Origin of the sequence: Lentihominibacter sp. (assembly GCF_046951855.1) — a bacterium.
Lineage (GTDB): Bacteria > Bacillota > Clostridia > Peptostreptococcales > Anaerovoracaceae > Lentihominibacter > Lentihominibacter hominis.
Genome location: NZ_JBKTXS010000008.1, coordinates 63,625 through 77,110 on the forward strand (window position 1 = coordinate 63,625; position 13,486 = coordinate 77,110).

10 protein-coding genes and 1 pseudogene are annotated in these 13,486 nt (G+C 37.8%); 5 read left to right on the forward strand and 6 right to left on the reverse strand.

Features of this window, described 5'->3' with window-relative positions:
- Positions 1-1,584, forward strand: coding sequence for an amino acid permease (locus ACLR96_RS03700; protein ID WP_177268212.1), 1,584 nt, complete (start codon positions 1-3; stop codon positions 1,582-1,584).
- A gap of 78 nt (positions 1,585-1,662) precedes the next feature.
- On the opposite strand, the gene ACLR96_RS03705 is transcribed toward ACLR96_RS03700, so the two are convergent.
- Positions 1,663-2,358 carry a YjjG family noncanonical pyrimidine nucleotidase gene (locus ACLR96_RS03705; RefSeq protein WP_177268214.1) on the reverse strand — a complete coding sequence of 232 codons (696 nt, stop codon included), beginning with the start codon at positions 2,356-2,358 and terminating at the stop codon, positions 1,663-1,665.
- Positions 2,359-2,569: 211 nt separating this feature from the next.
- Here ACLR96_RS03705 and ACLR96_RS03710 point away from each other — a divergent pair, with 211 nt between their 5' ends.
- From ACLR96_RS03710 to ACLR96_RS03720, 3 genes are all read left to right on the forward strand, one after another.
- Positions 2,570-3,289, forward strand: a complete 720-nt coding sequence (locus ACLR96_RS03710) for a response regulator transcription factor (protein ID WP_412265158.1) — start codon at positions 2,570-2,572, stop codon at positions 3,287-3,289.
- Positions 3,276-4,592, forward strand: coding sequence for a HAMP domain-containing histidine kinase (locus tag ACLR96_RS03715; RefSeq protein ID WP_177268218.1), 1,317 nt, complete (start codon positions 3,276-3,278; stop codon positions 4,590-4,592). The genes ACLR96_RS03710 and ACLR96_RS03715 overlap by 14 nt, the downstream gene beginning before the upstream one ends.
- Before the next feature lie 108 nt (positions 4,593-4,700).
- Complete coding sequence (locus tag ACLR96_RS03720; RefSeq protein WP_177268220.1) at positions 4,701-6,365, forward strand: amino acid permease; 1,665 nt, start codon at positions 4,701-4,703, stop codon at positions 6,363-6,365.
- Positions 6,366-6,424: 59 nt separating this feature from the next.
- On the opposite strand, the gene vanT is transcribed toward ACLR96_RS03720, so the two are convergent.
- From vanT to vanR, 5 genes are all read right to left on the reverse strand, one after another.
- On the reverse strand, positions 6,425-8,578 hold the full coding sequence (gene vanT / locus ACLR96_RS03725; protein WP_412265159.1) for a serine racemase VanT catalytic subunit: 2,154 nt from the start codon (positions 8,576-8,578) through the stop codon (positions 6,425-6,427).
- A complete protein-coding gene (locus ACLR96_RS03730) occupies positions 8,568-9,335 on the reverse strand; it encodes a M15 family metallopeptidase (RefSeq protein WP_412265160.1) in 768 nt (255 codons plus the stop codon). The genes vanT and ACLR96_RS03730 overlap by 11 nt, the downstream gene beginning before the upstream one ends.
- Positions 9,332-10,387, reverse strand: a complete 1,056-nt coding sequence (gene vanG, locus ACLR96_RS03735; protein ID WP_177268222.1) for a D-alanine--D-serine ligase VanG — start codon at positions 10,385-10,387, stop codon at positions 9,332-9,334. Before vanG ends, ACLR96_RS03730 begins: the two co-directional genes overlap by 4 nt.
- Positions 10,388-10,515: 128 nt before the next feature.
- On the reverse strand, positions 10,516-11,634 hold the full coding sequence (locus tag ACLR96_RS03740) for a sensor histidine kinase (RefSeq protein ID WP_412265161.1): 1,119 nt from the start codon (positions 11,632-11,634) through the stop codon (positions 10,516-10,518).
- On the reverse strand, positions 11,627-12,340 hold the full coding sequence (gene vanR / locus ACLR96_RS03745; RefSeq protein WP_177268226.1) for a VanR-ABDEGLN family response regulator transcription factor: 714 nt from the start codon (positions 12,338-12,340) through the stop codon (positions 11,627-11,629). The genes ACLR96_RS03740 and vanR overlap by 8 nt, the downstream gene beginning before the upstream one ends.
- Positions 12,341-12,798: 458 nt before the next feature.
- Here vanR and ACLR96_RS03750 point away from each other — a divergent pair.
- Positions 12,799-13,486, forward strand: a pseudogene (locus tag ACLR96_RS03750) (hypothetical protein); the annotation flags it as partial.

The following is a 13,486-nucleotide window of genomic DNA, read 5'->3' on the forward strand; positions in this document are numbered from 1 at the left end:
ATGAGCGCAAACAATGGACAATTAAAGAAGACCAGAATAGGTCTTTTAGGAGCGGTAGGTATCATATATAGCCTTGCTGCCGCAGGGGCATATGGAGTAGAAGAGATGATATCATCCTCAGGTCCCGGCTTAACAATCATACTACTATTGCTGCTACCTATTTTCTGGGCATTGCCGCAGGCGATGATGATTTCCGAATTAAGCTCCGCCATGCCTGTAGAAGGCGGAGCCTATAAATGGATACAGAGAGCAATGGGAGAATTTTGGGCATTTCAGTTTGGCTGGAGCCGTTTTTTAGGGAACTATCTGGGTACACCGGCTTTTGTAGTTTTGGCAGGAGATTATGCTGCATCGCTTATGGGATTTAACGGTGTTGAGAAATATATATTTGAAATCGTATTGGTAGTAATTATAGTATGGATAAATATCAGAGGGCTAAAAGAGGTTTCAATAATAAATACCATTATATCTATTTTAATAATAGTAGCATTTGGAATGGTGGCTATAATTGGATTCATGAATTGGAACAGCAATCCCTTTGAGCCGATTGTTCCAGAGGGACAGGGTGTAGTTTCCAGCATGGGAGCAGGCCTTGCCATAGGAATGTGGATGTACATGGGTTTTTATTCTATATCAGCGGTAGCAGGAGAAATGGAAAATCCGCAAATCATACCTAAAGCACTATTTATCACAGTACCTTTGATGGTTTTGACATATTTGCTTCCGACTTTAGCAGGTTTGTGTTCTGTAGGCCAGTGGGAATTGTGGGGCTCTGACGGTGTGTCGTATGCTGATATAGCTATTACATATGGCGCTCCTTGGATGGGATTGTTCTTTGTATTCATAGCCTTGATTTCACAGATTTCTATGTATAATGGGTATACGGCAACATCTCCAAGGGAGTTTTACATAATTTCAGAGGATTGTTTGGGTCCTAAGATTCTTGCGAAGATAAGTCCTAAATATGGCACTCCTAAATATTCGATATTGCTTATGGGTGTGTTGTCAATAATATGTTGTAATTTTGACTTTTCATCGTTGGTAATACTCACAACATTTTTATTAATGTTCTGCATAGTATTGATTGCTATTGCTGCGATTATATTGAGATACAAAGAACCTAAGATGGCAAGGCCTTTTAGAGTGCCCCTTGGAAACGCCGGATTTTCAATAATGTGTCTGATTCCTATATTAGTAGCTGTTGTAGCACTTTATCTAAACGGAACGGACTATTTCGTATTCGGACTGATAACGATGTTTTCGGGAGTGATAATGTATATTTTGATGAAGAGAATATACGGGGGGCTTTATAAAGTGGACCCTGAAAAACATCCTATTAATTTGAGAACAAAACTTGCAACAGGAGATCTAAATAGGATATCTAATTTGATGCTGATTCTGGCAGCGATAGGAATCATAGGTGTTTTCTTCCTGCCTTATTATGAAGATCCAACGTATTATACAGACACATATGGGGTTCAGAATATATTTGATATGTTCATCAAAGGAATTTTATATACGAGTATAGGTTTTGCGATAATAGGAATTGTGACTCGCATCATAGGAAAAAAAATAGACTCATAAAATATAATAAAACTGATCTTCTATTGATTTATCTTTAGGAGGTCAGTTTTATTGTACAGTGAAAATACTTATAAATATTTATAATCTCGAGTCTATTACCGCTATATCAATGACTTTTTTCAAGGTATGTACCTCATAGTCTGGCGTAATCCCCGAATTGTTTCGTTCTCTTTCAGGATTGAACCACACTGTTTTAATGCCGGCATTAATTCCTCCCTGTATATCAGAAGAGAGGCTGTCTCCAATTATTATTGTTTTTTCTTTGTCTGTATTGTTCATCATGGAAAAACAGTAATCAAAAAATTCCGGAGCAGGTTTATTAAAGCCGATATCTTCAGAAATAAAGATATTTTTAAAGTACTTTATGATATCCGCACTGGCAAGGCGCCCTCGCTGCACAGAGGCAGTGCCATTTGTAACTAAGTATAAAGATTTATGTTGGGAAAGCGTTCTTAATACGGATTCTGCACCTTCAATAAAATAATGACCGCTACTTAGTTTGTTCTCGTAAAATGCAGCGGCATCTTTTGCAGGATAGTTTACATTTAGCTCATCAAAAAGATTCTGAAATCTGTTAATTCTTAACTCAGCCCTTGTTGTCATTTCTTTTTCAAGGAGTTTCCACTGCTGCAGATTCAGCTGGCTGTAACGTTTCAGTATTTCAGGTTTCGGTTCTATAAAGATATGCTTCAGTGTTGATGAGATGGCGTCTTCTTCCGCTTTTCTAAAATCTAAAATAGTGTCATCCAAATCAAATAAAATATTGTTGTACATGGTGATTGTTCTCTATTATCTGAATATTTGTAAGTGAACATAAAATCTCTTTTTATTTATATTGTAGCATAAAAATATGTAAGATAGGGAGAAACGGGTAATTATTATGATTATCAAAATTACAGCAAATTAAGCAAAAATTCAGAATTAGTTAATAATTGACGGGTAGCGATCCCAAATACTATAATTATTTTAAGAGAGGAGCAGTAGAATGAATAAATATTCAATTTTGATAATTGAAGATAATGAAGAGATTAGAGAGGGCATAAGAATTCTTTTTAGGGGTGAAAGTTATGATATTATAGAAGCCGACAATGGAGACCGTGGGCTTGAGCTTTTTTCTGAAAACATAGATTTAGTTATATTAGATATTATGATGCCAGGAATAAGTGGCCTTAAAACATGTGAGGAACTAAGGAAGATTTCTAACGTACCTATTCTTTTTCTGACCGCTAAGACTCAGGAATCTGATAAACTTATAGGTCTTATGGCGGGAGCTGATGATTACTTGACTAAGCCCTTTTCGTATTCTGAACTGCTTGGAAGGACAAAGGCGCTGTTAAGGCGATATAATGTTTATAAGGGCAAAGAAATATCTGATAAAACGATTCGCGATATAACGAGATATATTACATGTGGTGAATTAAAAGTAAATATTGTCTATAACGAAGTATTTTTAGCAGATAAAAAAATTGAACTTTCAGAGATCGAATATAGCATATTGCTTTTAATGATGAAAAATCCGGGGAAAATATTTTCTACAAAGAATCTGTATGAATCAGTATGGGATGAACCGTACTTTTATGTGTCTAATAATACCGTAATAGTACATATAAAAAAGCTCAGAATGAAAATAGGAGAAGATTCAAAAAATCCAAAGTACATACATACCGTTTGGGGGAAAGGATATAGGTTCAATGCGATTGATTGAAAACAGAAAAACTATTTCTACTCAGTTAGCTGCGTTGGTGACAGTTTCTTTATGTATATCTGTAATCCTCTTTTCCATAATACATATAATTGGCAATCAGGTAGTATATCGGTATTTGGACAAGTCAGATTATGTAAATAAAAAAAATGAATTTTATTCGGAAAAACTTCAAAAATATGTTAATCACAATAATATAAAAGTTACTGAAGCGGAGATATTGGATCGCTGGGTAAAAAAGCAGGAAATCCTTTGGCTTGAGATATATGATGATAAAAAATGGATATATACATCTAATCATCCTTTTGAGGGGAAGACGGCGAATACTGATTATCCCGATGGATGGAAATCATATTTGATGACTTTTGCTGACGGCCAGTTTGAAGTGGGGTTTTATGGAAATTATACGTATAAATTTTTTTATTATTCTTTAACTTTAGAGCTTCTAATCTGTTTTGCTGTTTTTTTTGGTATCGTGATGTGTGGGATTCGTAAGATGATAGTGTGTGTACAAACGCTTAAAGATGAGATAAATATATTGGAAGGAGGCAATCTGGAATATAAAGTTTCAGTCAAAGGGAATAATGAGATTATGGAATTGGCTAACAGTGTGGAATGTTTGAGGAAATCTATTTTAAGCCAATTTAAAAAAGAAGAGGAGTTAAAGAGCCTTAATAATAAGATTATAACAGAACTATCTCATGATATCAGAACACCATTGACTACGATAATGATATATCAAGCGGCGATTGAACATAAAAAATATAGAAATGAAGATCAGCTTCTTCAGTATATTAAAAAAATCGGAGACCAGCTTGAACATATGAATTATCTTATTGACGCTGTATTTGAATATTCTGTGGACAGGATGCAAGATGACGATGAGGTTATATTCAAGGGAAGTTTTAAGAATACTTTTTATGAAGTGATCTTAGGGTTTAAACAGATCTTAGCTGAAAGCAATTTTAATGTGTTGGATGAAATAAAATGGTATACTGGTAATGTATGTGTGTACAGTGAAGATATCAATAGAATAATTAATAATATATTATCTAATATTCTTAAATATGCCGATAAGAAAAGTCCGGTGAGAATAAGGTCTTTGCATGAGGGAGAATGCAAGGGATTTGTATTTGAAAACGAAATTTTACATATGGATGACGATAAAAAGGCAAAGATAAGTAATCATATAGGTATAGCAAATATAAAGGCTATGATGGAAAAAAACGGAGGACATTGCAGTATTTGTAGGAAAAATAATAAATTTTCTATAGCTGTGTTATTTAGAACTGAAAAAAAGATATGATTTTTGATAATTAAGATAATTTCATAAAGTGTTAATAATTGGTTAATAATTAGTTGTTAAACTGTTCTAACAGGTATAATCAATAATTTATAAGTTAGGAGGAGTTAAATGGCTGATTATAAGGCGACAAAAGTTGCAGAAGTCGGTGATCATGGACTGAAAAAACGTGATATAAAGGTATCGACAGTTGTGTTTATGATCTTTTGTCTGGTTGCGGCCGGCTGTTATGGAATAGAAGAAGCTATTCCGGGAAGTGGGCCAGGACTTACCATTGTAATGCTTTGTGTAATACCATTCGTATGGGCTCTGCCTTTAGGAATGGTTTCATCAGAGTTGGGATCCGTAAGACCTCAAGAGGGAGGTTATTATAAGTGGGTTCAGGAGGCACTCGGGGAATACTGGGGCTTTCAGGCCGGCTGGTGGAGAACTGTATCTATTTATATTGATAATGTATCATATGTGATTTTAGCTGGCGGATATGCGGCAGCGCAGTGGGACTTGTCAAGGCCGGCAGAGTTTGCTATTAAAGCTATGATGATAATAATATTCGTGGGAATCAATCTCAGAGGAGTAAGAGATGTAGGTATCATAAGTACCGTGTTATCTTTACTTGTAATGGTTGCTTTTGCCATGGTTGCTGTTTGTGGATTTATAAATTGGGGAGAAGGAGAAAATATTTCTTTCCAGCTGACAGCGTATGAGGCGACTGGACTTAAAGATTGGTTTATGCTTATAGCGGGGGGAATATCCGTTATAATGTGGATGTATTCAGGATATGAGTCTATGTCTACTATAGCAGGAGAGATTAAAGATCCTCAAGTTATCCCGAAGGGAACGCTGATAACAGTTCCACTGATTATGGCAACTTATATTATTCCTACAGTGGCAGGTCTGGGTTCAATGGGACAGTGGCAGTCATGGGGGCCTGATGGAGATGGAATAGGTTACGGAGATGTGGTAGCTTCTTTCTGGGGACCGGCATTTGGAATATTCTTTGTTTTGGTTGCTATATTTGCACAATGTTCAATATTTAATACATATATAGCATCAGGGAGCAGAGGATTTTTTTCATTGGCTGATGATTATCTGGCGCCTCCTGTTATGGTAAAGTGTGACAAAAAACATGGAGTACCTTATGTAGCTGTACTGTCTGTAGGTATTTTCAGCATGGTTTTCTGTATGGTGCCATTCGGAACTATAATAGTGTTGGATGCGTTATTATTGGCGTTATCATATATCATGATTTATATATCTGCTATGATTTTGAGAAGGAGAATACCTGCTGAAGAATATAAATTCAGAGTTCCGGGAGGGAACGGTATTTTCGGGGTTATATGTATTGCTCCTATATGTGTAGCTTTATTTGCATTTCTTATTAATGGTTCTGATTATTATCTGGGAGGCATGGTCGGTATTTTATCGGGTTCTGTATTATATTTTTTCTGGAGAAGACGGTATGGAGGGCTTACTAAGAAAGACAGTGAAGCTTTCCCTACGAATAAAAGAACTGGGCTTGCAGTAGGAGACACAAAGAGAATATCATTTCTGTTATTGCTGGCTTCTGTATTTAATGTAGTGATGTTATTCTTTGCTCCATGGTATGAAGCAGATTATGAAGCTGGGGATTATTTTGACGGAATGTTTGAAAATGCGAGTGTAGAAAACATCGTGAATATTATCAATATTGGTTTAGTTATAATAACAATATTGTGTGCAGTGGGATGTATAATATTTTACATTCTTTCAAGGAAGATAGAACCTCAAGAAAAATAATATAATTGATTGAAAACCGGCATTTTCAGTAGTGCCGGTTTTTATATAGATCAGTTTTATTAAACAAGGATTCTTTCTAACCGTTCTCCCAGTCTGCTCAGGATTTCGTTGGATATGGTTCCTGAAGCAGCTGCAACCTCTGCCGCACTGATATAATCTTGTCCGGAGTGCCCTATTATAACAGCGATATCGCCGGAGCATACGTCTGGGATATTGCTGATATCTACAAGAGTCATATCCATACATATACGTCCGATTATAGGAGCTCTGCGTCCATTTATGAGTACATAACCTTTCATGTTGGACAGATTTCTGGGCAGTCCATCGGCGTAACCTATGGAAAGTATCGCAATGTGCATTTTTTCAGTTGATTTAAAGTCTAACCCATAACCTGCATATTCGCCTTTGTCAAGATTTCTCACAGAAGCTATTCTTGCTTTCAGAGAGAGAACCGGAGAAAGAACCTCATAATAATGTTTGTTATCTTCATATGTACTAAGTACTCCATAGAGGGCAATTCCTGCTCTGGCATAATCTTCTGCAAGATGAGGATAGTTTAATATACCGTAACTTGCCAGTACATGTGTTTTAGGGATATCATAGCCTTTTGATCTCAAAACACTTATCATATGGTCAAAGATATGTAACTGCATTCTTGTAAAATCATGGGATTTTTTATCAATACCATCTGAGGCGCATAAATGCGTAAATATACCCTGTATCTTAAGATTCTTAATTTGCATAATATCACATAATGAATCTATATTCTGAGCTGCTGTTCCTAAACGGTGCATACCCGTATCTATGGCCAGATGTACTTTTAGAGGTTTTCCGTATTGGCGGAGCTGATGTGCATATGTACTGTCCAATACTGCCTGAGTCAGATTATACCGGCGCAGCAGGTCAAATTGTTTGGGATCTGTATATCCTAATATTAATATATCGCCTTTTATTTGATTTTTTCTAAGCTGAATGCCTTCATTGAGGCAGGCGACACAAAAGTTTTTGATGCCGAGATGATTTAGCTCTTTTGAAATTATGACTGCGCCATGACCGTAAGCGTTGGCTTTAACAGCCGGCATAAGGCTGCATGTTCCGGGCAGGTTTGAAGTAAGGAATCGTACATTTTGTTCCAGTGCAGTTTTACTTATCTCTATCCACGCTCTGCCTTTTGGATCGGGTTTTTCTTTTGAGCGGAAAAAGTCTGACAGCAAAGCAGAGATAAAAGCTGTGAGAACAGAAAGAAGAACTACTGCAAGATAATGAATAATACTGTTGTCAGTTATAAAATCTGTAAGACCGGACAGTCGTCCCAGCATTCTTACAAGGACTATCATTGCAGGATGAATGATATATATTTGGGCAGAAAACCTTCTGGCAAATCGGTTTTCCGAAATATCCCATTTCAGCAGCAGTTGATAGAGAAAAACCATCACAGGAATCAGCATTATGTACATGCTGTCATGGCGCTGCAGATCGTTTATATGCAGAAAAAATCCTTCCGCTGTCATAGCCGAGAAAGACAGGATAAGTCCCCCAAAAGCATTTTTGCGTTCAAAACAATTTCTTGTGTATCCGCTCCATGCACCAAGTATTAAAAATACAGGAGAAAAGAAAAGTCCGTTGCGTGTGTAGGAAAATATAGTAAAGGCTTCCATATATATTTTGTTTATTGCCGGAATATTTGATGTAAGACCGTAGTAACTGTCTCCCATAAGCCCTATGGCATAAAGAAGAAAGCAGACTGCCATGACTGCAGCAGGGGATATAAAGCGACGGAGCATTATTATTAGTAGTATTCCCATTATGCAGGAAGGAAAATACCAGAGATGATAAAATGTGCCGTCAAATATAAGAAGCTTTATGACCTCGTAAATAGTTATGTTTTCATAATACCCTGCATATATGCCTATGGGAAGATATAGAAGTATGCAGAATCCATAGACAAAGCAAGTCTTTTTTAGGAAATAAAATACCCTGCTGTATTTTATTTTACCTTTTTTAAATATATCGGAAAGAATAAACTGACCTGTTACCATAAAGAAAAACGGTACGGCTACTCTTGCCAATATACGCGTGAGAAAAAAGTCGGCGTCAGTGCTAATTGTAGTGAGTGGTGAGGTATGGATGGCTATAACAAGAAAAGATGCTGCGAGACGGAATCTATCCAGACCGCCGTTTTTGCAGCAGTTGTTTTTTTTATCAATTTTCATATAGACTCCTCCATTCTGTTATGATATATCCATCAGCATTGTTTCCTGATATTACGCAAGGAAAATTTCCATTTATTAATGACTGTATATCAGTTTCCTTTTCTGAAGGAATGTAGTATATCTGTATTTGACGATCTGAACTTAAAAGAGTATAAGGTGTTTTACTTTTACAGTATTGTTTAAGGAAAGCAATATATTCTTCAAGAGTGAAATCGTGTTCTTTCATGATTTTAGCGTGAGGGACACCTACATAACGAAAATGCCAAGGCTCATGACTTATCCCGGTAATGTTTTCTTTGTCGGCTGGGTAGCGTTGGATGAATCCATAATCAGCAGCAAGGCTGCGAAATTTCTGGCATATTCCTGTGTATGGGAATTCAGGACAAATGAAATCTATATTTTTCTGTTTCAGGCCTAGATCAATGGCAAGTCCGCTTTGGTGTTCACTGTGTCCGGGAGCGGCAACAAACTTTTTAGTAAATTCCGGACCGCTTTTCTTTATGGTATCATTCCATATCTTTGTCTGTTCTTCAAAGGATCTCCAGCCGCTTACAGGAACTATGTAATTCCATCCGTTGATACTGTCCATGAGTTCTTTCAAAAAGATTGCCGCCTGCCGTTGAAGAAGAATATTCGAGTTTTCGTCCACTAAAATAAGCTCTGCATCTTCATCTGTATTGAGGCTGTATATAGAATTGATTAAAATAAGATTTCCCTTGCATATAGATGTTTTTGTTGTAATATTATTTTTCATCATATCACCGCCTGTTTCAGTATTTTATCGAGCATTTCTTCAAAGGTGAGTCCCGCCGCTTTCATCATGGCAGGATATCGGCTGTGTTCTGTAAAACCGGGGATGGTGTTCACTTCATTAAAAATGATTTCGCCGTCAGGAGTAAGGAACATATCTACTCTGGCAAAACCTCGGCATCCTAAAGTTTTGTATATGACTTTAGCTGTTTCTTTTATTTCGGATATTTTTGAGGAGGTTATGCGCGCAGGCACATGGATAGAGGAGGTTTTGAGGGTATATTTTTCAGTAAAGTCAAAAAATCCGGAAGACAGCTGGATTTCATCTGGCTCTCCTGTTATAAGTTGTTTGTTTCCCAATACAGCGCATCCGACTTCAAAACCTTCTATATTTTCTTCCAGAATAACTTGATCGTCATACATAAAGGCTTTTTCAATAGCATCATTAAGTTGACTTTTTTTAAAAATTTTGGTAATACCAAAGGATGAGCCGGCTTTTACCGGTTTGACAAACAAAGGCAAACCCGTCTGCTCGGCAAATGCTTCGGCTGATTCAAGTGATGACGATATATTTATTACCTTGGAGACAGGTACTCGTATTCCGGTCAGAGATACAAGTTTGTGAGCGAGGTCCTTATCCATGCAGACTGCCGAAGCCAGTATCCCACAACCTGCCAGAGGGATACCGGAAAGAGAGAATAGGCCCTGTACAGAACCATCTTCACCATTTTTGCCGTGGAGAATCGGGAGAGCAGCATCTACAGATATGCGGTATGTACCTGAGGGATCTAATATTATTAAATCTCTGCAGCTTCGATTAGGAGAGATGACAGCAGGAGTGCAGTACTTTTCGCAGCACCATGAATTATTATGGATGCTCTCAACAGGGCCGTTGTAATAGTACCAGTCTCCTGATCGGGAAATGCCGATAAGAACTGGTTGGTATTTTTCTCTGTTAAGATTTTTAATGACAGCAGAAGCTGATTCAAGTGATACGATATATTCTGCGGAGTAGCCGCCGAAAATCACAGCAATATTTTTTTTAGTTGTATCTTTCATATATAAATCCCCTTTCCTTGGACAAAAAATGCCCGTTTTGGTACTTTAAATGTATCAAAACGGGACATATGATGTTTTCGGGAATTCTATATTAAATATTGTGATTATATGCGTTAATTCTTACAATTTTATGACGAAGCAAAGGCTGACTGCTTGTAAGGAAGAGTTACAGTGAGAGTTATCATTTCGTTTTCACTTGAAGCTGATATAAGTCCGCCGTGAAGCTCTACTATTTCTTTGGAGATAGCTAAGCCTAAGCCAGAGCCTCCTGTTGATGTGGAGCGTGAAGAGTCCAGACGAAAAAATTGCTCGAAAATACGGTCAAGTTTGTCGGCAGGTATAGTTTTGCCGTGATTGCTTACTATTATATCGATCCCGATTTTGCCGGGAGACATGGTGAGATTTATTCGGGTATTAGGATAACTATAATTTATGGCATTGCGGATAAGGTTGTCGAAGACACGTTCCATTTTGTTTCTGTCACATAGAATCTCAATATCGGGTGCGATATCAGTATCCAGTGAAAGATTTTTCTCAGATAGTATAGGATTAAATTCATAAGAGATCTGTTCCAACATACGGGAAAGATTTGTAGGCTCTTCTTCAAGGGCAGGAGTGGACAGATTGAAGCGGGTAATGTCAAAAAATTCGTTGATGAGGTCTTCAAGACGCTGGGCCTTTTCCAGTGCTATTCCTGTATACTTTGCTCGAATGTCAGAAGATATTTGTGGTTCATCACGCAGAAGACTTAAATATCCTATGACGCTGGTAAGCGGTGTTTTCAGATCATGAGCAAGATAGACGATCAGATCATTTTTCCGTTGCTCTGCTTCTCTTGCAGCGCGTTCATTTCTCAGAGCCTGTTCTCGGAAAAGGTTCAGCTCGTCTTGGACATTTTTCATAGGAGCGGCAAGTCTTACAGGGGTATCTTTTGATGTGATCATTTTTTCCGAGGCGTCTATTACATCATCAAGATACCGAAGAGGCTTTGATACAAAATAATAACTGATAAGCGTCATACCCGAAATGATCGGAAGCCCTGCAAATATCAGTATATACTCTCTTATAAAACTTAACAGCCGGTAAAGAGGGTCCTCAGCAAACCAAATATTGTTAGATACATATCTTGATATTGCATAAGCTATAAAAAACAGCATGATAAAAAAAATTGTCATGGACAGAAAATATCTGAATATTATTTGTCTTGAAAGTTTACTTTTTTGGGTTTTTTTGTTTTCTTTATTCAATTGTATAACCAACCCCCCATACAGTTTTTATGAATTTTGGTTTTCGTGCAGGTTCTTGCATTTTTTCCCGGAGTCTGGCTATATGAGCCATTACGGTATTGTTGTTATCAAAATATTTTTCTCCCCATACAGCTTCAAACAGTTCCTCTGAGGCAACTACCTTTCCTTTTGAGTTACAAAGATACCATAGGATAGAGAATTCTATAGGAGTCAGAGATAAGGCTTTTCCGTTAAGCGTACATTTATGTTCTGTTTTTGAAATGTGTAGACCTCGTATATCTATTTCTTTCGGTTCAGGAGTTTCTAAAGCAGCATTAGCGCTGTTATAACGTGTGTATCGACGAAGCTGGGTTTTGACTCGCGCCATCAGTTCCAGAGGATTAAAAGGTTTTGTCATATAATCATCTGCTCCCAGAGTCAGGCCCGTGATTTTATCCATGTCTTCCACTTTTGCCGTAAGCATGATGATGGGATAAAAGTGATCATTTCTGATGTGGTGGCACAGGGAGAAACCATCCATATCAGGAAGCATGACATCCAGAATAGCTAAATCCAGATCTTCTTTTTTTACGCATTCCAATGCATCTTTTGCATTATAAAATTTAAAAACTTCGTATCCGTCATTTTTAAGATAGACTTCCACAAGGTCTGCTATGGCAGTTTCATCATCGACTATTAGTATTTTTATTTTTTTTATGTTAGTCATTATCGGGCCTCTTTGTATTATTGATATCAGTATTCAGTATATCAGAGAGGAGATGTAAAAGCAATTTTCAGTAAATATGAGAAAAGAGAATCCTAAAGATTTTACATAGAGGACATTGCGGGATATGTGAATAGTAGTATGCACTTGTTAAAATTATAGCTTTAATTATAATCAATCGCAGAATGTATTAACGGAGCTATAAGCTATTTTTAGTTTGATTTTTTAGGGCTTTTTAAAATATGTTGTCAGAGGGAAAGAACATTTTAATAGTTACTCATGATATAAAAGCAGTTAATAATTGCCCAAATTTTAGGTGGTATTTGGCATGATTGAGCCGTTTAAAAAAGTGATTTGTTTTGGAAAATAATCCGGTTTGTATAGGGGAACTCTTTGATTGCAGAACAGCTTTTGTATAAAAAACATAATATGAATAAGTGAGGAAAGGAGTTATATGCTAAATGAAATATTGTATGTGTAATTGTGGCAGATGTTGTTTATGTTCTTCTGCAAAAGATGACTGTAATGTTATAAAAGGCCCGACAGGCCCGACGGGAGCCCGTGGGGAAAAGGGTGAGCCGGGTCCGGCAGGCCCACAGGGCGCAGACGGAGTTGCAGGGCCTAGAGGAGCAACTGGTCCGCGAGGAATGAGAGGATTTGTGGGACCTCAGGGGCCACAGGGCCTTCCCGGGGAAAAAGGTGACCCCGGAGAAAAGGGTCCGCAAGGTGAACAAGGTCCAATCGGGCCGCAAGGTATTCAGGGAATACAGGGTTTACAAGGTCCGCAAGGCGATAAGGGAGATCCCGGTGTTACAGGTCCGACAGGAGCAGTTCCTGAAATTTTAATCGGAGAAGTTGCATCTGGAAATTTTGCCAGTGTTATCGCAAATTCTATTGATTCGGGGGTTTCTTTGGATTTTGTACTTCCTATTGGAGAGACAGGATCCAATGGAAGGCAGGGAGAGACTGGAGCATCTGGAGCGACGGGTCCGAAAGGGGAAAAAGGAGAGCAAGGAGCAACGGGTCCAACAGGAGAAAAAGGGGAACAAGGAGCGACGGGTCCAACAGGGGCCACAGGAGAACAGGGAGCAACAGGCCCGACAGGAGAAAAAGGAGAGCAGGGAGCAACAGGCCCAACCGGGGCTACAG

Excerpts from the sequence above, each read along its gene's own strand:
- ACLR96_RS03700 (WP_177268212.1), top strand. The coding sequence starts at position 1 with ATGAGCGCAAACAATGGACAATTAAAGAAGACCAGAATAGGTCTTTTA.
- ACLR96_RS03705 (WP_177268214.1), bottom strand. The coding sequence starts at position 2,358 with ATGTACAACAATATTTTATTTGATTTGGATGACACTATTTTAGATTTT.
- ACLR96_RS03710 (WP_412265158.1), top strand. The coding sequence starts at position 2,570 with ATGAATAAATATTCAATTTTGATAATTGAAGATAATGAAGAGATTAGA.
- ACLR96_RS03715 (WP_177268218.1), top strand. The coding sequence starts at position 3,276 with ATGCGATTGATTGAAAACAGAAAAACTATTTCTACTCAGTTAGCTGCG.
- ACLR96_RS03720 (WP_177268220.1), top strand. The coding sequence starts at position 4,701 with ATGGCTGATTATAAGGCGACAAAAGTTGCAGAAGTCGGTGATCATGGA.
- vanT (WP_412265159.1), bottom strand. The coding sequence starts at position 8,578 with ATGAAAATTGATAAAAAAAACAACTGCTGCAAAAACGGCGGTCTGGAT.
- ACLR96_RS03730 (WP_412265160.1), bottom strand. The coding sequence starts at position 9,335 with ATGATGAAAAATAATATTACAACAAAAACATCTATATGCAAGGGAAAT.
- vanG (WP_177268222.1), bottom strand. The coding sequence starts at position 10,387 with ATGAAAGATACAACTAAAAAAAATATTGCTGTGATTTTCGGCGGCTAC.
- vanR (WP_177268226.1), bottom strand. The coding sequence starts at position 12,340 with ATGACTAACATAAAAAAAATAAAAATACTAATAGTCGATGATGAAACT.